The sequence below is a fragment of the Acerihabitans sp. TG2 genome, assembly GCF_035013185.1.
In the GTDB taxonomy this organism is placed as follows: Bacteria; Pseudomonadota; Gammaproteobacteria; order Enterobacterales; family Enterobacteriaceae; genus Acerihabitans.
This window is the reverse complement of the sequence record NZ_JAYGJO010000023.1, coordinates 1-20748: the sequence shown is the minus strand read 5'-3', so window position 1 is coordinate 20748 and position 20748 is coordinate 1. Positions and strand designations below refer to the sequence as shown.

Genomic DNA, 20748 nt, shown 5'->3' with positions numbered 1-20748 from the left:
GTTAGCCCTCAGAGATCGTCGGTATAACCCAAGCTGCGCAAAGCACGTTCATCATCGGCCCAGCCTGATTTCACTTTGACCCAGAGTTCAAGATGCACTTTGGACTCAAACATGGTCTCCATATCCTGACGGGCTTCAATACCAATGGTTTTAATCTTCGACCCTTTATTGCCAATGACCATTTTTTTCTGGCCCTCGCGTTCCACCAGGATCAGGCCGTGGATATCAAATCCCCCGCGCTCATTGGTGATAAAGCGTTCAATTTCCACCGTGACGGAGTACGGCAGCTCTTCACCAAGAAAACGCATCAGCTTTTCACGGATGATTTCAGAGGCCATAAAGCGCTGTGACCGGTCGGTAATATACTCTTCCGGGAACTGATGGATGCCCTCAGGCATACATTTGCGCACAATGCTGGCTAGCGTATCGACATTCATCCCGGTTTCGGCGCAAATCGGCACGACATCCAGGAAGTTCATCTGCTGGCTGAGGAAAGTGATATGGGGTAGCAGCTTACTTTTGTCGGTGACGTTATCGACTTTATTAATCGCTAACACCACCGGGCAATCAACACCACGTAACTTATTGACCACCATCTCATCATCCGGCGTCCAGTGGGTACCTTCTACCACAAAAATCACCAGCTCCACATCACCCAGTGAACTGCTGGCAGCACGGTTCATCAATCGGTTGATGGCGCGTTTTTCCTCAATATGCAGTCCAGGGGTATCGACATAAACCGCCTGGTATGGCCCTTCGGTATGGATGCCCATTATCCGGTGGCGTGTGGTCTGCGGCTTACGTGAGGTTATGGAAATTTTTTGCCCGAGAAACTGATTGAGCAGCGTAGACTTGCCAACATTTGGCCGGCCGACGATGGCAATAAATCCGCAATATGTTTTTTCTTCGTTCTGATTTTCGTTCATTCAAGCTCCAGCTCTTTCAGCGCTTGTTCGGCAGCTGACTGTTCGGCTTTACGGCGGCTTGAACCATTGCCCACAACGGGTTCTGGTAAGCCACTGACATGGCAGTGAATAGTAAATTCCTGGTCATGCGCCTCGCCACGGACCTGAACCACTAAATAGGTAGGTAACGGCAAATGACGCCCTTGCAAATACTCTTGCAGGCGAGTTTTGGGGTCCTTTTGCTTGTCGCCGGGGCTTATCTCCTCCAGACGACTATGATACCAATTAAGGATCAAACGTTCGATATTTTCAATATTGCTATCAAGAAATATGCCGCCGATAAGGGCTTCCACCGTATCAGCCAGAATAGATTCTCGGCGGAAACCGCCGCTTTTCAATTCCCCTGGCCCTAAGCGCAGGCACTCGCCCAGATCAAACTCCCGAGCCATTTCGGCCAGCGTGTTGCCACGCACCAAAGTCGCGCGCATCCGGCTCATATCCCCTTCGTCGACACGGGGAAAGCGCAGATATAGCTCATTGGCGATAACAAAACTCAATATGGAGTCGCCGAGGAATTCCAGCCGTTCGTTATGTTTGCTGCTGGCGCTTCTATGAGTCAGGGCCTGTAACAAAAGCTCGTGCTGTTGAAAAGTGTAGCCCAGTTTCTTCTGGAGCCTATTTATTAAGATGGGGTTCATGCGTTACCAATAACTCAACCATGCGTCAAATAACTACAACATACGGGACCGGTTTGCCGATACGTGTGACCTGCTCCCTGGCATTACATCTATACCCGGCATACTTCAAGTTGCAGGTGCGCTGACCACGATCTTTCACCCGAATCACTTACTTGCGTAAGCGTTTGGGGGATTCGCTGTGTCGTCGCCTTCCCGCAACTCGAATTATTAAGGTTATACCAGTAACCAAACCAAGACAAATCTGTTTCGTTTGCAGTGGCCCCCGGAACGGGGGCCAGTGTTTATTGTCAGAGGGGGGTATTCTACAACGGGAAGCGCAATAATGCTTCGCTTAAAACAGGTTTCGATTAATGTATTGCACCGATACGCTCTAAACGAACGCCGGTTGGCCACTGACCTTCCTGTTTTTCAAAACTCATCCAGATCGCGACGGCTTTGCCCACCAGATTTCGTTCGGGGACAAATCCCCAATAACGACTGTCAGCACTATCATCACGATTATCGCCCATCATAAAATAATGTCCCGCCGGCACCGACCATTCAGCCAACTGCTGGTTACGCTGGCGATAGTACATACCGACCTGATCCTGCTGTCCCGGAACCTGCAAGATTTGATGTGACATATTTCCCAAGTTTTCCGTACGTTCGGCCAGGCGAACACCACCCTGAACCTGTCTGTCTGGTGGGACCTGTAAAAAACCGGTGGAGGATTCACCGCTACCGTTGGAATCATAGGTCTGGACAAAATCACTGGGTGCCATATCGCTGTAGGTAATAGGCAAAGCACTGGTGCAGGAGGTGGTGCTATCCGCACATCCCGGCTGTACCGTCACCGTCTTGCTGAGCGGATCGTAGATCACCCGATCGCCGGGCAAACCGATGACCCGTTTGATATAATCCAACTTCGGATCCGGTGGATATTTAAACACGACAATATCACCACGTTTGGGATGGCCGGTTGGGATAAGCGTCGTTTGGGTTATGGGGTCTTTGATTCCATAGGCAAATTTTTCTACCAGGATAAAATCGCCCACCAGTAATGTCGGCATCATGGAACCAGACGGAATCTGAAACGGTTCGTAAATGAACGAACGAACAATAAAGACCACCAACAACACCGGAAAAATGGACGCGCAGGTTTCAATCCAGCCCGGTTGTTTGACTTTTTCCTGCAACGTCTTATCAATAGCCACATCGTCGGCTGCAGCTAGCTCGGCCAGCCGGGCGCGACGCGCCGGTGCCAATTTAAAACGATCCACGCACCAGATAATACCTGTTATCAAGGTGGCTATTGCCAGGATCAGGGCAAACATATTTGCCATGCAAACTCCTTAAGAACCTATTTACTGTCTTTGCCAACGTGCAGTATCGCCAGGAAAGCTTCCTGCGGCAGCTCGACATTTCCCACCTGCTTCATGCGTTTCTTACCGTCTTTCTGCTTTTGCAGCAATTTCTTTTTACGACTAACATCACCACCATAGCATTTTGCCAGGACATTTTTACGCAATTGCTTAATAGTGGAACGAGCAATAATATGGTTGCCAATGGCGGCCTGGATAGCAATATCAAACTGCTGGCGTGGGATCAGCTCCTGCATTTTTTCCACAATTTCCCGGCCACGCCGCTGGGAATTATCCCGGTGGGTAATCAACGCTAACGCATCTACCCGTTCGCCATTGATCAAAATATCCACTCGCACCATATCCGACGTTTGGAAATGTTTAAAGCTGTAATCCAATGAGGCATAACCACGCGATGTCGATTTCAACCGGTCAAAGAAATCCAGAACCACTTCTGACATGGGAATTTCATAGGTCAGCGCGACCTGGTTGCCGTGATAGACCATATTGGTCTGCATACCGCGTTTTTCGATACATAAGGTGATGACGTTGCCGAGAAACTCCTGGGGCAACAGCATATGACATTCGGCAATTGGCTCGTGCAATTCCAAAATATTGTTCAATGGTGGAAGTTTAGCCGGGCTATCGACGTAGATGGTCTGGTTATCGGTGGTAACGATTTCATAAATAACCGTCGGCGCAGTCGTGATGAGTTCGAGGTCATATTCACGTTCCAAACGCTCCTGGATAATCTCCATATGCAGCAGGCCAAGGAAACCGCAGCGAAAACCAAATCCCAGGGCGGTGGAACTCTCCGGCTCGTAGAACAAAGACGCATCGTTCAGGCTCAGCTTGCCGAGCGCATCGCGAAACGCCTCGTAATCATCAGAGCTGATGGTGAACATGCCCGCATAGACCTGCGGTTTGACCTTTTTGAAGCCTGGCAAGGCTTTTTCCGCCGGCTGGCGGGCCAGGGTCAGGGTATCTCCCACCGGGGCGCCCAGAATATCCTTGATGGCACACACCAGCCAGCCGACTTCGCCACATTTGAGAATATCGCGATCGACACGTTTAGGGGTAAAAATACCAAGACGATCGGCGTTATAACTCAGGCCGGTGCTCATGACCTTTACTTTTTCGCCTTTGCGCAGGGTGCCGTTTTTCAAGCGAACCAGCGATACGACGCCCAGGTAGTTATCAAACCATGAATCGATGATCAGTGCCTGAAGCGGTCCATCCGGATCACCCTGCGGTGGCGGAATATCCCGCACCAGTCGCTCGAGCAATTCAGGGATGCCCACACCGGTTTTAGCCGAACAACGTACCGCGTCGGTGGCGTCAATGCCCACAATGTCCTCAATTTCCTGCGCCACCCGATCGGGTTCAGCGGCAGGTAAATCGATTTTATTAAGCACCGGCACCACTTCAAGATTCATTTCCATGGCCGTATAGCAATTTGCCAGGGTCTGCGCTTCGACCCCCTGCCCGGCATCGACGACCAGCAGCGCGCCTTCGCAGGCGGCAAGAGAACGGGAAACCTCGTAGGAGAAATCCACATGGCCTGGCGTGTCGATGAAGTTAAGGTGATAAATCTGACCGTCGTTGGCTTTGTAATCAAGCGTCACGCTCTGGGCTTTGATGGTAATGCCGCGTTCGCGTTCCAAATCCATGGAATCCAGGACCTGGGCAGCCATTTCGCGTTCAGCCAGACCTCCACAGGTTTGGATCAGCCGGTCGGAGAGAGTCGACTTACCATGGTCGATGTGAGCTATGATGGAAAAGTTTCTTATGTGGTTCATTTATATGAATTTTTCTCTAATTATGTTGCTTAGATTTATTTCGGTGAACACCGCGATGGACTTAAAAGTCAAAATACTCAATATGGCATGGCCGCATATTACACTGTATGGCAGTTTCAAGGAAGGATAGCGGGAGCAGACAATAGCCTATGTATAAACATGGCGAGGGATCGTTGGCCATTGCCGTGCAACACACCACCAGGATCAGCCAACTTCGGCTGTCACTGAACCGTACACAGTGGAGGATAATCAGAGAGATAAAACCGGGGATGATAGCCGTCTGTGGCGATGGCAACCGCACATTGTTCACCAGGTCATGTTCACCAGGTCATGTTCACCAGGTCATGTTCACCAGGTCATGTTCACCAAGTCATGTTCACCAGGTCATGTTCGCCGGGTCAGGAGACTATTGGGGCTTCTCCTGCTCCAGGCGCAACGCCGAGGGAGGCAAGGCAATTTGCAGGATCACCGGCTGGTACTGGCGTTTATCACCCAATTTTTGAGCATAAAAACGCGCCAGCATAAAACCACCGGTAGCGCCGACCAAACCACCAAAAGCCGCCGCCAGATCGGTATTAAACCAACCTTGCATTAAGGCCGCACAACCGATTAATCCCACCAACGGCAGCATATACACCAGCAATGCCGAGCGAATCAAGCTGGCTTCGGTAATGCCCACTTCAACCCGCTGACCGGGAACCAGCGGCTGCGTGCTGATGACATTAAGCTGCTGAGTGGACTCAGGACCCATTTTATTGAGAATGCTGGTGCCGCAGGTGCCTTGTGAATGGCAACTGCCACAACCGGAATGCTGTTCACAACGCAGTTGTGCGACGCCCTGCTGCCACGAAATAACCGTTGCCCACTCTTTAATCATGGTTGCACCTTAAATGTCACACTGTCGGCGATGCGTTTGGCGGTAGCCGGAGGCAGTTCGCCGACAACGGTAACTTCTTTATTGCTACGAATGAGGGTATGGATTGTCCTTCGGCCAGTGCGAATAGAGTGCTCGGAATTCACCGCGTCTGTCTGGGCGATGTTGACTGAGAAACTAAACAGTCCGTCGCTATAGAGCCGAGTTTCAATCGGCACATTTATCCCGGGCAGTGTGCGGTTGCTATGCGCCACCTCAATCATACCCGCAGGCAACCACTTGACCTCCCAGCTAAAGTCGCTGGCACCGGTCGTTGGTACAGCCAACTGCGGTGGCAAATTGACTTTTTCGAGTCCCTTCATCAGAGACTGTACCTGCGGATCGACGATCAATGAAATCACGCGAAACTGTTCCAGCGTTTCCCCATCGCGGTCGAGTAAATCAGCCCGCAATGGCAGTTTAGTCGCGGCATCGATCCATAAGACGTAACCAAAACGCGTACCATCCCGCGCCACCACACGTACCACTTCACAAGAACGATCGGTAACACGCGTACGGCCGACAGAAATAAAATCATAGAACTTGGATAAATGGTCGAAATCAGCGTAAACAATTGATGGAAGAGAATCAACAATATGATTGCCGATCAAGGTGAAAGGTTCAAATCCAGGCTCGAAGAAGCTGATTTCATTGTCGCGTTGCACTATTTCACGACGTGGGCCATCCATCTGCAGAAGCTGTGCTAGCTGGTGTTTTTCAACCACAGCATGACGAAAGCGCAGAGAATCCACACCTTGTTTGCTGACGCTGATAAAGGAAAACTCGTAGTTCAGCGACTGGCTAGCCTGGCTCATTTGTTGCAACAACACCCCGGGGGCCGCTGTGGGGGCCTCGGCCAGAGTGTTGGTGGAATAAAACAGACTACTTGTTATAAAACAAACAGCACACCAAAATTGCTTCATTACTGCGGTTGCATTCCTAATGACTGGGTACCAGGCACCTGCACTGCAGCCTGTTGAGTTTCATGCTGATCGAACTGCATCTGCGTGGAATGAACTCGACGCTGCAGTTCGTAATCCTGCAGGATGGCATTTATCCGCTTACGTTGCTCCTGGAGTTGCTGCTGGGAACCATTGTCGGCGGCTGAAGAAGCAGAGGGAACCCCCAAGCTAACCGGCGAGGCCTGCCCCATCATCGGCAACGTATTAAACACCGGTGATTCCGGCTGCGAATCGATATTGTTCGGCTGATTATAGTGCTGCACGCCGACAATCACCGCCAGCGATACACAGGCAGCCAAACCGATCTGCATAACCTGCGCCGCCCAAGGACGAGCCTTATGCCAAAATGGCAGTTTGTGCCAGGTTTCAGGCAAGGGCTGAGATTCCTTCACAGTCTGCGGCGTCAATCGTGCCGGTTCCTGTGCCAGTGCAGCCGACACACGACTGGCAATGTCAAAGTGAATCACGTCACCGACATCCCCGCGCATCGTGTCGCGAATCAGGTGATACCTTTGCCAGCTTTGTTGTAACCTGTCATCCTTGGATAATTCATTGAGCAGTTCGTTGTCGAACGACTCACCATCCATAAGCGCGGAAATCTTTTCGTTATGCATGCGTGGGTACCTTCTCTTCTGCCGCCATCATTATCGCTGAATCAGCGGTTGAATTTTAGTGTCTATCGCTTCGCGTGCACGGAAGATTCGGGATCTTACCGTTCCCACCGGGCAGTCCATGATGGAGGCTATTTCTTCATAGCTTAAACCATCCAATTCCCGCAGGGTAATGGCCATTCTTAGGTCCTCTGGAAGCGCTTCAATAGTGCGGAACACTATCTGTCGTAACTCTTCAGACAACATTAAATTCTCAGGGTTCGATATTTCTTTTAATGCACCGGCACTTTCATAGTTTTCAGCATCGCTCGCGTCCACATCACTGGACGGGGGGCGACGGCCCTGAGCAACCAAATAATTTTTAGCCGTATTAACGGCAATACGGTACAACCAGGTATAAAAAGCACTATCCCCACGAAACGACTCCAAGGCTCGATAGGCTTTGATAAAAGACTCCTGCGCCACATCTGGCACATCCCCTTGGGGGACATACCGAGAGACCAGGCTCGCCACTTTGTGCTGGTAACGCACGACCAACAAGTTAAACGCTTTTTGGTCGCCTTTTTGAACCCGTTCAACCAACACCTGATCTGTTAACTGCTCGCTCATCCGAGGTAAATTCTCCTCAAATTTATCTCCACGCGAAAAATAGAACTGCCAGCCTCTAAACTGATAACACGAGCAAGCACTCGATTGGAGTTTACGCAAAACATAAAGTTCCGTCCCACCTGTATTTTTAGTTAAATGAAATGGGAGACGGCCTTTGGTGCGCCGGTGTTCACACCGGGTGACAGACAGACTATCACGAAATTAATATTAGGGGCTCCCTGAATGCCGAAAACGCAAAGCCTTAGCGCTCGTCATCCCTTCAGCACCCTATTGAGAGCGCAGGGTACCTTGAAATCCATTTGCTGTCAGCAAACATGCGTAATTTGTCCCCGGATAAAATATCGTCAATTACCCTTTCAGACCTAAATCATAGAGTGCTACCATCGGAAAACCGTCTTTTTTCTATGGTAACTACCCTCTATTATGCAACCTTTAACTGAACATGTAACCGATGTGTTGGTGATCGGCAGCGGCGCCGCTGGCCTGTCCTTGGCATTACGCCTAGCAGGGCATTGTCAGGTCATGGTGTTAAGCAAAGGCCCTCTCAATGAAGGATCAACGTATTATGCCCAAGGGGGGATCGCCGCGGTATTTGATGAAACCGACAGCATAGACTCCCACGTAGAGGACACGCTAATCGCCGGAGCGGGACTGTGCGATCGCGAAGCGGTGGAATTTATCGCCGGCAACGCGCACCACTGCGTACAGTGGTTAATCGACCAAGGTGTATTGTTCGACACTGAAACCCGCGACACGGCAGCGTTAGCCACCGGCGATCCTGCGGCAGAGCGTTATCACCTGACCCGCGAAGGCGGCCATAGCCATAGGCGCATTCTGCATTCCGCCGACGCGACCGGTAAAGAAGTGGAAACCACCTTGGTTTCCCAGGCGGCCAACCATCCCAATATCCACGTGATGGAACGCTGCAACGCGGTAGACTTGATCTGCTCGAGTAAAATCGGGCTTTCCGGGACCCGCCGCGTGGTGGGAGCCTATATCTGGAATCGCGAAAAGGAGCAGGTGGAAACCTGTCGGGCAAAATCGGTGGTGCTGGCAACCGGCGGTTCTTCAAAAGTGTATCAATACACCACCAACCCGGATATTTCCTCAGGCGATGGCATCGCCATGGCCTGGCGTGCGGGTTGCCGGGTGGCCAATCTTGAATTCAACCAGTTTCATCCTACCTGCCTGTTTCATCCACAGGCGCGAAATTTTCTGCTGACCGAGGCACTGCGCGGCGAGGGTGCTTATCTCAAGCGGCCGGACGGCACGCGTTTCATGCCCGATTTTGATGAACGCGCCGAGCTCGCTCCACGCGATATTGTTGCCCGCGCCATCGACCACGAGATGAAGCGGTTGGGTGCCGACTGCATGTACCTGGATATCAGCCACAAACCGGCGGATTTCATCCGTCAGCATTTCCCCATGATCTACGAAAAACTGTTGTCGCTGGATATCGATTTAACCAAACAACCGATCCCCATCGTACCGGCAGCCCACTATACCTGTGGGGGGGTGATGGTCGATCAACATGGCCGCACCGATCTCGATGGACTTTATGCCATCGGCGAAGTGAGTTATACCGGGTTGCATGGGGCAAACCGCCTGGCATCCAATTCACTGCTGGAATGCCTGGTCTATGGCTGGTCGGCATCAGAAGATATCATCAAGCGATTGCCGACCATCAAATTGGCCAAACATCTGCCCGTCTGGGATGAAAGCCGGGTAGATAACTCCGACGAGGCGGTAGTGCTCCAGCACAACTGGCACGAACTGCGGCTGTTTATGTGGGACTATGTCGGCATTGTGCGCACCACTAAACGCTTGGAACGGGCGCTGCACCGCATCAACTTGTTACAACGTGAAATCGATGAGTATTACTCCAATTTTCGCATCTCCAACAGCTTGCTTGAGGTTCGCAATCTGACCCAGGTGGCGGAACTGATCGTCAAAAGTGCGATGTTGCGTAAAGAGAGCCGGGGGTTGCATTACACTCTTGACTATCCAGAGATGACGGACAATCCCCAACCGACCATTCTACATCCCTGATAAATAGAGCGTGACGGTGTTTTATGGCGCGGGGGTGGCGACACCGGACATATGCAGATAAAAATCACCGGCCAAGGTGCGATACGCCGCCGAGTAACGTCCATCTGGGTCCTTAAGCACCATGTCGGTGACCACCGCCGCGCCTGGCGTTAATGATAATGCCAGAAGCATCCGATGTGGCGCCTTGCCCGGCCGGTCTGCCACATCGGTACGGTAACGCAGGTGCCAGCCTTGCCCTTGTGCTAATCCGATCACCCGCTCGCCTATCTCGGCCGGCAACACCATTGAGAATAGCCCCTGAGGGGCCAACAGCAGACGCACCACCTCTAGCAAGCGCTGATGGGTTAAGGACGCCGTGTGGCGCGCACGATCGCGCTCAGTGCTACCGCAGGCCACTCCCACCGGAAAATAAGGCGGGTTACTGACGATAAGTTGATAAGCGGCAACGGCATGACCGTCGCGTTCATGCCCAGGTTTGTCAAGCACCGGAAAACCCAAGACGGCGGGATTAAGGATATCCCCCTGGATAACCTTTAAACGCTGCCGCCACGGACTTAGCGCAAAGTTTTCCCGCGCCTGGCAGGCGGCGCGCTCGTCCAGTTCGATCCCAGCGACACGGACATGATCACCGGTGCGTTGGGCGAGCATAAGCGCAATGAGCCCACAGCCGGTGCCAATGTCCAACACATCTACCGCGTCAGCCAGCGGCGTCCACGCACCCAGCAGTACAGCGTCAGTACCCACCTTCATGGCGCAGCGGTCATGGGCGGCGAAAAACCGCTTGAAGGTAAAGCCATCCCTACGCAATGGGGTATTGTCATTCAGCACATCGTTCATCATTTGGTTCTCGCGGCATTCCGGGTTACTTTAGTGACGGACTTGAGGATCCGGGCTTCTCAGCCCCTGCGCCGGAAGGTAAATTGCCCCCCCACACGGAAACAGATGAACATTCTGCCCGATCCGTCTATAATCTGCGCCCCAACCAGAGGTAGACCATGACTGTAACCCAATTTAGCGAACTCGACCTACATGAAAGCTTGATCGCGGCACTGCGCGATAAAGGCTATGAGCGCCCTACCGCCATTCAGTCCGAAGCGATCCCGCCGGCAATGGAAGGGCGCGACGTGTTGGGTTCGGCCCCTACCGGTACCGGCAAAACCGCCGCCTACCTCTTACCCGTGCTCCAGCATCTGCTGGATTTTCCGCGCAGGAAATCCGGCCCACCCCGGGTACTTATCGTGACACCGACCCGCGAACTGGCGATGCAAGTGGCTGAACAGGCTAAACAGCTGGCCGCACATACCAGTCTGGACATCGCCACTATCACCGGCGGCGTGGCCTTTATGAATCACGCGATTGTATTTAGTGAAAATCAGGATATCGTTGTTGCCACCACTGGCCGGTTGTTGCAATACATTAAAGAAGAAAATTTCGATTGCCGGGCCGTGGAAACGCTGATCCTTGACGAAGCGGATCGCATGCTGGAGATGGGCTTTGCCCAAGATGTCGAGCTTATCGCCGCCGAAACCCGCTGGCGCAAGCAGACATTACTGTTTTCCGCCACCCTGGAAGGTAATGCGGTAAAAGATTTTGCCGAGCGGCTGCTCAATGATCCGGTAGAAGTCGACGCGTCGCCATCGCGGCGTGAACGCAAAAAAATCACCCAATGGTTTTATCGCGCCGATGATTTGAAACATAAAACCGCCCTGCTGTGCCATTTGCTTGCGTTACCCGACGTCACCAAAGCCATTGTGTTCGTGCGCAAACGCGAACGGGTTCATGAAGTGGTCAGTTGGTTGCATGCCGCGGGCATCGCGTCGTGCTATTTGGAAGGCGAAATGGTGCAAGCCAAACGCAACGAGGCCATTCGGCGGATGAATGAAGGTCGCATGAATGTCCTGGTCGCCACCGACATTGCGGCGCGTGGGTTGGATATCGATGATATCAGCCACGTTATCAATTACGATTTGCCTACCACGGCTGATGTCTATTTGCATCGTATTGGCCGCACCGCCCGCGCCGGGCGTAAAGGCTCGGCCATCTCTCTGGTGGAAGCCCACGATCATCTGCTATTGGGTAAGATCAGCCGCTACCTTAACGAACCGTTAAAAGCGCGCATTGTGGAAGAACTGCGGCCCGTGACCCGCGCCCCCGCCGAGAAAGTTACCGGCAAACCGTCGAAAAAAGTACTGGCAAAACGTAAAGAGAAAAAAGAACAAAGCCAGGTCAAAGACAAGGTAAAGGTCCGGTTGCGTGATAAACGCAATATTGGTAAGCGCCGAGTAGGCAAAACCGCGGCGACCGCCGCTACCGAGTCCGTGGATGCTAGTGTGATAAGCAATAAGCCGAATGATGATTAATGCGGCACCCACACCAAAAAACCGCCCTTCAGGGCGGTTTTTTTATGGCATAAAGGCTAATTTACAACAATTTAAGGGGAAAATTGGCCTTAAGGTGGTGTATTTATTTTTATCCCGATAACGATAACATCATCCTCATGAGGAAATTTTTTTAACTTATTGTTATTAAACGAAAAATAAACAAAATTACACCAAATCACATATTGGTTAAAATTGTCGCATCGACATAGTTTGGTTTTTTTGATCTAAACAGGGTTTTGTTTTTTTTGCGCGGTGAGCGATTAATTTAAAAAACCGTATGGCCGAACGTTGAGTTCTTTAGGTTTAGGCACAACAAACCGCTCGGGTGGAGCTCTTTTTTATGGCGATTATCGCGACCATAAAAAAGAGAGCCGTAGCTCCCTTAGCGTATAATACGAACCACAAATTACAGGGTGGACGTAAAGGTACGGGTGATCACGTCGCGCTGTTGTTCCGGCGTCAACGAATTGAAACGTACGGCATAGCCTGAAACGCGGATGGTCAACTGTGGATATTTATCCGGATCGGCGATGGCTTCTTCCAGCGTTTCACGGGTCAATACGTTTACATTCAAATGTTGACCGCCTTCCACCCGCACTTTTTCTTTCATTTCCAGTGGGATTTCACGGTATTCCATCTTTCCCAGATCCCCTAACGCAACGATCTGGTCATCGGCGTAACCGCCCACAGCGCACAGGCAACGGGCCTGTTTAACGTCGCTGTCCAGCAGCCAGAAGGAATTTTGCAGTGCTTTGTTGTCGGCTTTAGTAATCTGAATTCCGCTAATCATAATTTGCCTCTGTAGTGTGGCTTGATAATTTTTTTGGTAAAACCAATTGTCCATTGCTCATTATATACCCATAACGACGTTCGATTTCTTTGATATAAATCAATTTTTGAGCAGTTTGCTTGTTCATCAAAATATCCTATTTTTGTTTTACATCAATTTAGCCACTTTTATCGTTATGCCGAGCTGGCAATAAAACCGCCGATGTCGCTAAGACAGGTGGGTCGGGTGATTGAGAAACGGAAATGATTTCTCCTCACGCCAGATACCGGTAAGCTACGGTCCTTATTGCCGAACAACATGGAGCGAACCATGAGTCAGAGTACAACCTGGCGTGATGCCCTCGCCAGTGAAAAAAACCAGCCCTACTTCCAGCACACACTGGAGTATGTCGCCAGTCAACGGGCTGCGGGAAAAACCATTTATCCTCCGCAGTCGGATGTGTTTAATGCGTTTCGCTACACCGAACTGGCGGCGGTGAAGGTGGTGATCCTCGGGCAAGATCCTTATCATGGCCCCAACCAGGCGCATGGCTTGTCATTTTCCGTTCGACCGGGCGTGCCTGCCCCCCCTTCGCTGGTTAATATCTATAAAGAACTGCTGACTGATATCCCGGGATTTATCCGGCCAGAGCACGGTTGCCTACAAAGCTGGGCCGGTCAGGGTGTACTGCTGCTCAACACCGTGTTGACGGTGGAAGCGGGCAAAGCGCATTCCCACGCCAGCCTGGGCTGGGAAACCTTCACCGATAAAGTGATCGAGGTCTTAAATGATTCGCGCGAGGGGATTGTTTTCCTGCTCTGGGGATCCCACGCACAGAAAAAAGGCGGAATTATTGATGCTAAACGCCACGCAGTGCTTAAAGCGCCTCATCCTTCGCCGCTATCAGCCCATCGGGGATTTATGGGTTGTAGGCATTTCTCACAGGCCAATGCACTGTTGACGCAACGTGGAGAAACGCCAATTGATTGGCAACCGCATCTCCCCAGTGCGTAATGGCAGACGTCAGCCGGTTATCGATTCCGATGACCGGTTCTGGAGCGTTAGTTTTTAGCTTTAGACACCGCCACCATGGCGGGGCGAAGCAAACGGCCATTAAGGGTATAACCCTTTTGCATGATCATCATGACGTGATTTGGCTCATGATCGGCGGATTCCAGCATGGTCATCGCCTGATGCACAGAAGGATCGAAAGGCACGTGGGTGTCACTGACCACCTCGATACCGTATTTACGAACCACGTCCAATAATGACTTGAGGGTTAATTCAATCCCCTCAATCAGCGGCGTCAACTCACTGTTTGACTTATCAGCCATATCCAACCCGCGCTCCAGATTGTCGATCACCGGCAGCAGTTCGCCAGCAAATTTCTCCAATCCGAATTTATGGGCTTTTTCTACGTCCAACTCGCTACGGCGACGAACGTTTTCTACTTCCGCTTTGGCGCGAAGCAGGCTGTCGCGCTCATGTTGCTGCAGCTCCTCCAACCGGGCTTCCAGAACAGCGATACGCTCATCGCGTGGATCCACGACGTCTGCGGTCTCGGGCAGTGCTTCTTCAACCTGCGCTGGTGTGAGTTCCATTTCGTTTTCTTGTGAGACTTGCTCGTCAGGGGACTTCTGTTCTTTACTACTCATTATGAGTTTCTCCGCGTTTTAGCCTTTTGATCTTGCTACCTGGCTTATTATGGGGATGAATAGCGGGGATTCAAGGGATGCTGCATAATGTAACCAGCAAAACATGGTGAGGAAAAGTAAATTCATGAACACGCCCTTTCAAAGTATTGGCATCGTGGGCCACCCGCGCCATCCAAATGCCTTGGCCACGCACGAACAGCTTTATCATTGGCTGATGGAGAAAGGACATAACGTCATCATGGAGCACCAAATCGCCCGCGACCTTAAGTTGAAAGGTGCGCAAACCGGCAGCCTGGCGGATATTGGTCAACATGCCGACCTGGCGGTGGTGGTAGGCGGCGACGGCAATATGCTGGGGGCGGCGCGTATTCTGGCCCGTTATGATATCAAGGTTATCGGGGTAAACCGCGGTAATCTGGGTTTCCTCACTGATCTGGATCCCGATTCAGCCTTGCAGCAACTGGCAGAAGTACTGGTGGGCAATTACCGCTGTGAGCAACGTTTCCTGCTGGAAGCGCAGGTCTGCCGTGGTACTGAATGCGGCCGGCTGAGCACCGCCATCAATGAAGTGGTGCTTCATCCGGGGAAAGTGGCGCATATGATTGAGTTTGAAGTCTATATCGATGACAACTTCGCGTTTTCCCAACGCTCGGACGGGTTGATTATCGCCACGCCTACCGGCTCCACGGCGTATTCACTCTCTGCCGGCGGCCCCATTCTTACCCCGACGGTGGATGCCATCGCGCTGGTGCCGATGTTCCCACACACCCTGTCATCTCGTCCGCTGGTGATCAACGGCAGCAGCACCATTCGCCTGAAATTCTCTCATGTGGGCAGCGAACTGGAAATCAGCTGCGATAGTCAAATTGCCCTGCCTATCCAGGAAGGTGAAGAGATTTTTATTCGCCGCAGCAAATATCATTTGGATTTGATACATCCGCACGATTACAACTATTTCCACACGTTAAGCACTAAATTGGGCTGGTCCAAAAAATTATTTTAAAAAATCGCATTGGTTGCTTTACTGTACATAAAACCAGTTTATACTGTGTTTAACCACAGCTGTGTTTTTATATACAGGGAGCAACCATGCTGGCTCAATTGACCATTGCTAATTTTGCGATAGTGCGCGAGTTAACGATTGATTTTAAATCGGGAATGAGCGTTATCACCGGCGAAACCGGGGCGGGTAAATCCATTGCCATCGATGCGCTCGGCCTGTGCCTGGGCAGCCGCTCCGATGCTGGCATGGTACGGCCCGGCTCGCCCCGGGCGGATATCTGCGCACGTTTCGCCTTAAACGACACCCCACTGGCCGCTCAGTGGCTGGTGGACAATGAGCTCGATGAGGGTCATGAGTGCCTGCTGCGACGCGTGGTAGGCCATGACGGCCGCTCCCGCGGCTTTATCAACGGCACATCGGTACCACTGTCGCAACTGCGCGAACTGGGCCATCACCTGATTCAAATCCACGGTCAGCACGCACATCAGCTCTTGTTGCGCCCAGACTATCAAAAACAGCTGCTGGACGCCTATGCCGATGAAAAAACGCTGCTACACGCCATGGCGGGTGCTTATCAGCAATGGCACCAAAGTTGCCTGGATCTGGCAACCTTCCGCCAGAACGCCGCCGAACGCGAGGCGCGGCGTGAGCTGCTGCACTATCAGTTAAAAGAGCTTAATGAGTTGGCGCCGGTTGCCGATGAGTTTGAACAAATCGATCGGGAATATAAGATGTTAGCCAACAGCGGCCAACTGATTGCTACCACCCGTCAGGCGCTTGAGATGCTAAGCGAAGGAGAAGACCACACCCTGCTCAGTCAACTTCATGCCATTAAACAACGGGTCACAGAGCTGGTGGCAATGGACGGCACACTTTCTCCGGTAATGGACCTGCTGGAAGAGGCCGCAATACAGCTTACCGAGGCCAGCGATGAGCTGCGCCATTATGGCGATCGACTGGACCTGGACCCCCAGCGTTTATCCGATCTGGAGCTGCGGCTGTCGCGCCAGATCGCCCTGGCGCGTAAGCATCATGTCAACCCCGAGGACCTGCCGCAGTTTTATCAGCAATTGCTGCGTGAACAGCAATTGGGCGAGCAATACGATACCGATGCGCAAACGCGGGTACTGGCGGTTGAACAGCATCGTAATGAGGCTGAACAGTTGGCCGAGCAGCTCCATCACAAACGAGTAGCGCATGCAGCTGAATTGTCAGCCCTGATCACCCACAGTATCCAGGAACTCTCCTTGCCCCACGGCAGACTTGATATTGTCGTCCACTTCGCCGCGGATCAGTTAAGCGTCGATGGCGCGGACCGTATAGAATTTTTGGTGACCACCAACCCCGGTCAGCCCCTGCAACCCTTGGTCAAAGTCGCCTCCGGCGGCGAACTTTCCCGAATCGGACTGGCGGTACAGGTCATTACCGCCCGTAAGATGGATACTCCGGCGTTGATCTTCGACGAAGTGGATGTCGGTATCAGCGGCCCCACCGCCGCTATCGTGGGTAAAATGCTGCGTCAACTGGGTGAATCTACCCAGGTGCTGTGTGTGACCCATTTGCCGCAGGTTGCCGGCTCAGGCCATCATCACTTTTTTGTTAGTAAAAATACCGACGGCCTTGAGACCGAAACCCAGATGCTGGCTTTGGATAAAAAAGCCCGTTTGCAGGAGCTGGCGCGCCTTCTAGGCGGTAGTGAGGTGACGAAAAACACCTTGGCCAATGCTAAAGAATTGCTTGCTGCTTAGAAAACACCAACTTTTTTATGTTCCTGAGGTCATAGAGGAGCCTTGTAGAGGTTTCCAATGTCGACAAGGTCTATTATCATCGGCATCCTATGCCCAAAAGGAATGTGATTATTATGAGCTGTAAGACGTTGACCGCTGCTGCTGTCGTACTTCTGATGTTAACCGCCGGTTGTTCCACGCTGGAAAGATTGGTCTACCGCCCGGACATCAATCAGGGAAACTATCTCACGGCAAGCGATTTGGCCAAAATTCATACCGGCATGAAAAAACAGCAGGTAGCCTATACGTTAGGTACACCAATGATGAGCGACCCGTTCGGCACGAGCACCTGGTTCTATGTATTCCGTCGCCAGCCGGGTCATGAGCCGGTTACTCAGCAAACCGTCATCCTGACCTTCAATAATGCGGATGTCTTGACCAACATTAATCGGCGTGACGCACTGGATTCCGATCCGAAGTAAAACAAATAGTGCAACCTGTGGCGCATTACCAGCCCATCAACAGCGGGCTGGTGAAAACAGCGGATAACGTTAAACGCAGCGACATAAAAGGTAAACATCAGTGGATGATGGTAAGGGATACCAGCACCTTAACCAACGGAACTGGGCGGTAAATAACCCCTTTACGCCGGGTGTTTTTGCTCGGAAATAACCGGATACGGTCTGGTTATTTTTTAGTACGCTCAGCGCGTTGGCGGCGGAGATCTTTTGGGTCGATTAACAATGGCCGGTAAATTTCCACCCGGTCGCCATCGTTAATCTTATCGGCAAGCTTGGCTGGTCGGCTGAAAATGCCCACTTTGTTCTTCGCCAAATCGATGTCCTTGCGCTGTCTAAGAATTCCCGATGCCTGTATTGCCTGCTCGAGGGTGCTTCCGTCCGCCAAAGTTATCTGATGTCGGTACTGGCGATCGGGCAATGCATACACCACTTCCACATGGATATCAGGCCTGTCCGGGATATCAGGCACGATAAACCTCTTTAGCCCGCTGAGTAAAAGCCTGCACCATGCTATTGGCCATTTCTTTGAATATCGGACCAAACGCCAGTTCAATCAGTTTGCTTTTAAACTCAAAGCTCATCGCAAACTCGATCTTGCAGGCATCCTGACTTAAGCTGGTAAAGCGCCAGTTGCCGGCGAAAGAGCGAAACGGCCCTTCCACCAGACGCATCACAATGCTTTGATTATCGGTAATAACATTGCGCGTAGTGAACGTTTTGCTAATACCGGCCTTGGATACCGCCATCTCAGCGGTGAGCTCATTACCCTCTTTAGCGACCACCCGACTGCTGGTACACCCGGGAATAAATTCCGGATAAGCATGAATATCATTGACTAAAGCGAACATTTGCTCCGCGCTGTAGGGCACCAGTGCAGAACGATTGATATGAGGCATAAGGATTCCTGTCATGACTAATACATCATAATATTATCATTTATCTGTCATGAGACAAAAACTGTTAATGACCGATTGTCTTAAAAAACCGCAGATCCGCACAACACCTGCACTTAGGCATTTTATTCCCGTCACAAAACTGTATAATATTTAGCATCATGACAAAGAAAAAAGCATATAAACCCGGATCAGCCACCATTGCGCAGAACAAACGCGCCCGACATGAATATTTCATTGAGGAAGAGTTCGAAGCTGGACTCGCGTTGCAGGGATGGGAAGTCAAATCACTACGTGCTGGCAAAGCCAACATCAGTGACAGCTATGTCGTGCTGAAAGATGGCGAAGCCTTTTTGTTCGGCGCCACCTTCCAGCCGCTGATGGCAGCCTCATCGCATGTGGTTTGCGATCCTATGCGTACCCGTAAACTGCTGCTGAACAAACGAGAAATCGGCTCTCTCATTGGCCGGGTCAACCGCGAGGGTTATACCGTGGTCGCCCTGTCGATGTACTGGAAAAACGCCTGGACCAAAATCAAGATCGGCGTGGCCAAAGGTAAAAAAGATTTCGACAAACGCTCAGACGTTAAAGAGCGCGAATGGCAGGTGGATAAAGCGCGCATTATGAAGCACGCCAATCGTTAAAGTTTGCCGCGTTATGCTAATTTTGCTATAATCAAATTAACAACTTGGGGCTGATTCTGGATTCGACGGGATTTGTGAAACCCAAGGTGCATGCCGAGGTGAGGTAGGCCTCGTTAAACAGCCTCAAAAAAAATAATTGCAAACGATAACTCGTTCGAACCTGCTGCTTTAGCAGCTTAATCAGCCTAAGAAACTGATGGTTCCCTCTCTCCCTAGCCTCCGCTCTTAGGACGGGGATCAAGAGAGGCCAAAACCCATAAGAGCTCGCGTGGAGATCCTGCCTGGGGTTAAAGCGTCAAATCTAATCAGGCTAGTTTGTCAGTGGCGTGTCCATCCGCAGCTGCCAGGTGAATGTAATGATTGGACTAAGCATGTAGTACCGAGGATGTAATAATTCCGGACGGGGGTTCAAATCCCCCCAGCTCCACCAATTTATCATCCGGACACGTCCGGCGAAGTCCTGAAAGCCCGCATCCCACCTAGGTTTGTGGGCTTTTTTGTATCTGTAGTTGTCCGAGGATATCCAGCTAAATCCAGCGTCTATTGGTATACGAATTGGTATACGCTATGATGTATACCAATAAACGTATACCAATTAATGGACGATCCCTTACATGGCGCGGACGACACGCCCCCTCACCCATACCGAAGTACAAAAAGCCAAAGCCCTCGATAAAGACCTGACGCTGCATGATGGCGACGGTTTATTTTTGCTGGTAAAAACCACCGGCAAAAAAATATGGCGTTTTCGTTATCAGCGACCCGGCACCGCACAGCGCACCATGATTAGCCTCGGGGCTTACCCTGCCCTGTCTTTGGCCGATGCCAGAGAAATCAGAGGCGAAAAGCTCGCCCTTTTAGCCAAGGGCATTGATCCCCAGGCCAAAGCCGAGGATGAGGCAGAACAGCGCCAAATCGCCCAGGACAGCATTTTTATCAACGTTGCGCAACACTGGTTTGCCCTCAAACAAGGCAGCGTTAGCGCCACGCATGCGCAAGATATTTGGCGTTCTATTGAAAAGGATCTATTACCCACAATAGAAGATATCCCCGTGCAGGACATCAAGGCCAGAACCCTGATACAGGCGTTAGAACCGATCAAAGCCCGTGGCGCACTTGAAACGGTACGCAGGCTGGTTCAGCGCATCAATGAGATTATGATATTTGCCGTTAACACCGGTTTAATTGAAAGCAATCCGGCGTCAGGGATTGGCAATGCCTTCGAGCGACCTAAAAAGCAGCACATGCCGACTATCCGCCCGGAAGAAC

At 51.5% G+C, this 20748-nt stretch carries 22 protein-coding genes and 1 other RNA gene; 9 read left to right on the top strand and 14 right to left on the bottom strand.

Features of this window, described 5'->3' with window-relative positions; translation table 11 throughout:
* Positions 1-8: 8 nt before the first annotated feature.
* The 8 genes from era to rpoE form a co-directional block, all read right to left on the bottom strand.
* Positions 9-926, bottom strand: coding sequence for a GTPase Era (gene era, locus SJI19_RS18100; RefSeq protein WP_323479668.1), 918 nt, complete (start codon positions 924-926; stop codon positions 9-11).
* On the bottom strand, positions 923-1603 hold the full coding sequence (gene rnc, locus SJI19_RS18095; RefSeq protein ID WP_323479667.1) for a ribonuclease III: 681 nt from the start codon (positions 1601-1603) through the stop codon (positions 923-925). Before rnc ends, era begins: the two co-directional genes overlap by 4 nt.
* Positions 1604-1950: 347 nt before the next feature.
* The gene (gene lepB, locus SJI19_RS18090; RefSeq protein WP_323479666.1) at positions 1951-2925 is read right to left on the bottom strand and encodes a signal peptidase I; all 975 of its coding nucleotides are present in this window, start codon (positions 2923-2925) and stop codon (positions 1951-1953) included.
* Positions 2926-2942: 17 nt separating this feature from the next.
* Positions 2943-4742, bottom strand: a complete 1800-nt coding sequence (gene lepA, locus SJI19_RS18085; protein WP_323479665.1) for a translation elongation factor 4 — start codon at positions 4740-4742, stop codon at positions 2943-2945.
* A gap of 406 nt (positions 4743-5148) precedes the next feature.
* Positions 5149-5619 carry a SoxR-reducing system protein RseC gene (rseC, locus tag SJI19_RS18080; protein ID WP_323479664.1) on the bottom strand — a complete coding sequence of 157 codons (471 nt, stop codon included), beginning with the start codon at positions 5617-5619 and terminating at the stop codon, positions 5149-5151.
* On the bottom strand, positions 5616-6578 hold the full coding sequence (rseB, locus tag SJI19_RS18075) for a sigma-E factor regulatory protein RseB (protein WP_323479663.1): 963 nt from the start codon (positions 6576-6578) through the stop codon (positions 5616-5618). The genes rseC and rseB overlap by 4 nt, the downstream gene beginning before the upstream one ends.
* Entirely contained in the window at positions 6578-7231 is a 654-nt protein-coding gene (gene rseA, locus SJI19_RS18070) for an anti-sigma-E factor RseA (RefSeq protein WP_323479662.1), read from the bottom strand. The genes rseB and rseA overlap by 1 nt, the downstream gene beginning before the upstream one ends.
* A gap of 30 nt (positions 7232-7261) precedes the next feature.
* Positions 7262-7837, bottom strand: coding sequence for an RNA polymerase sigma factor RpoE (rpoE, locus tag SJI19_RS18065; RefSeq protein WP_323479661.1), 576 nt, complete (start codon positions 7835-7837; stop codon positions 7262-7264).
* Between the two features lie 423 nt (positions 7838-8260).
* On the opposite strand from rpoE, the gene nadB reads away from it, so the two are divergent.
* Positions 8261-9886 carry an L-aspartate oxidase gene (nadB, locus tag SJI19_RS18060; protein WP_323479660.1) on the top strand — a complete coding sequence of 542 codons (1626 nt, stop codon included), beginning with the start codon at positions 8261-8263 and terminating at the stop codon, positions 9884-9886.
* A 21-nt stretch (positions 9887-9907) separates the two neighbouring features.
* Here nadB and SJI19_RS18055 read toward each other — a convergent pair whose 3' ends face one another.
* Positions 9908-10726 (bottom strand): tRNA1(Val) (adenine(37)-N6)-methyltransferase, encoded by an 819-nt coding sequence (locus SJI19_RS18055; RefSeq protein ID WP_416347564.1) that lies wholly within the window; start codon positions 10724-10726, stop codon positions 9908-9910.
* 155 nt (positions 10727-10881) lie between these two features.
* Here SJI19_RS18055 and srmB point away from each other — a divergent pair, with 155 nt between their 5' ends.
* A complete protein-coding gene (srmB, locus tag SJI19_RS18050) occupies positions 10882-12246 on the top strand; it encodes an ATP-dependent RNA helicase SrmB (RefSeq protein WP_323479659.1) in 1365 nt (454 codons plus the stop codon).
* 427 nt (positions 12247-12673) lie between these two features.
* Here the strand turns inward: srmB and grcA are convergent, their stop codons facing one another.
* Together grcA and SJI19_RS18040 are read right to left on the bottom strand one after the other, a co-directional pair.
* Entirely contained in the window at positions 12674-13057 is a 384-nt protein-coding gene (gene grcA, locus SJI19_RS18045; RefSeq protein ID WP_323479658.1) for an autonomous glycyl radical cofactor GrcA, read from the bottom strand.
* Complete coding sequence (locus SJI19_RS18040) at positions 13050-13184, bottom strand: hypothetical protein (protein WP_323479657.1); 135 nt, start codon at positions 13182-13184, stop codon at positions 13050-13052. Before SJI19_RS18040 ends, grcA begins: the two co-directional genes overlap by 8 nt.
* A gap of 182 nt (positions 13185-13366) precedes the next feature.
* Between SJI19_RS18040 and ung the strand changes: the two genes are divergently transcribed.
* Entirely contained in the window at positions 13367-14050 is a 684-nt protein-coding gene (gene ung, locus SJI19_RS18035; RefSeq protein WP_323479656.1) for a uracil-DNA glycosylase, read from the top strand.
* A gap of 47 nt (positions 14051-14097) precedes the next feature.
* Here the strand turns inward: ung and grpE are convergent, their stop codons facing one another.
* On the bottom strand, positions 14098-14691 hold the full coding sequence (grpE, locus tag SJI19_RS18030) for a nucleotide exchange factor GrpE (RefSeq protein WP_323479655.1): 594 nt from the start codon (positions 14689-14691) through the stop codon (positions 14098-14100).
* A 124-nt stretch (positions 14692-14815) separates the two neighbouring features.
* Between grpE and nadK the strand changes: the two genes are divergently transcribed.
* From nadK to bamE, 3 genes are all read left to right on the top strand, one after another.
* Entirely contained in the window at positions 14816-15694 is an 879-nt protein-coding gene (nadK, locus tag SJI19_RS18025; protein WP_323479654.1) for an NAD(+) kinase, read from the top strand.
* 86 nt (positions 15695-15780) lie between these two features.
* Positions 15781-17442 carry a DNA repair protein RecN gene (gene recN / locus SJI19_RS18020; protein ID WP_323479653.1) on the top strand — a complete coding sequence of 554 codons (1662 nt, stop codon included), beginning with the start codon at positions 15781-15783 and terminating at the stop codon, positions 17440-17442.
* 113 nt (positions 17443-17555) lie between these two features.
* Positions 17556-17903 (top strand): outer membrane protein assembly factor BamE, encoded by a 348-nt coding sequence (gene bamE / locus SJI19_RS18015; protein WP_323479652.1) that lies wholly within the window; start codon positions 17556-17558, stop codon positions 17901-17903.
* Between the two features lie 205 nt (positions 17904-18108).
* Here bamE and SJI19_RS18010 read toward each other — a convergent pair whose 3' ends face one another.
* Positions 18109-18402 (bottom strand): RnfH family protein, encoded by a 294-nt coding sequence (locus SJI19_RS18010; RefSeq protein WP_323479715.1) that lies wholly within the window; start codon positions 18400-18402, stop codon positions 18109-18111.
* Between the two features lies 1 nt (position 18403).
* Complete coding sequence (locus SJI19_RS18005; protein WP_323479651.1) at positions 18404-18838, bottom strand: SRPBCC family protein; 435 nt, start codon at positions 18836-18838, stop codon at positions 18404-18406.
* Positions 18839-18996: 158 nt separating this feature from the next.
* Here SJI19_RS18005 and smpB point away from each other — a divergent pair, with 158 nt between their 5' ends.
* The 3 genes from smpB to SJI19_RS17990 all read left to right on the top strand — a co-directional run.
* Entirely contained in the window at positions 18997-19479 is a 483-nt protein-coding gene (gene smpB / locus SJI19_RS18000) for an SsrA-binding protein SmpB (protein ID WP_323479650.1), read from the top strand.
* A gap of 46 nt (positions 19480-19525) precedes the next feature.
* Positions 19526-19909: a transfer-messenger RNA gene (gene ssrA / locus SJI19_RS17995) on the top strand.
* A gap of 184 nt (positions 19910-20093) precedes the next feature.
* A partial coding sequence (locus SJI19_RS17990) for a phage integrase central domain-containing protein (protein ID WP_323479649.1) occupies positions 20094-20748 on the top strand: 655 nt, incomplete at its 3' end.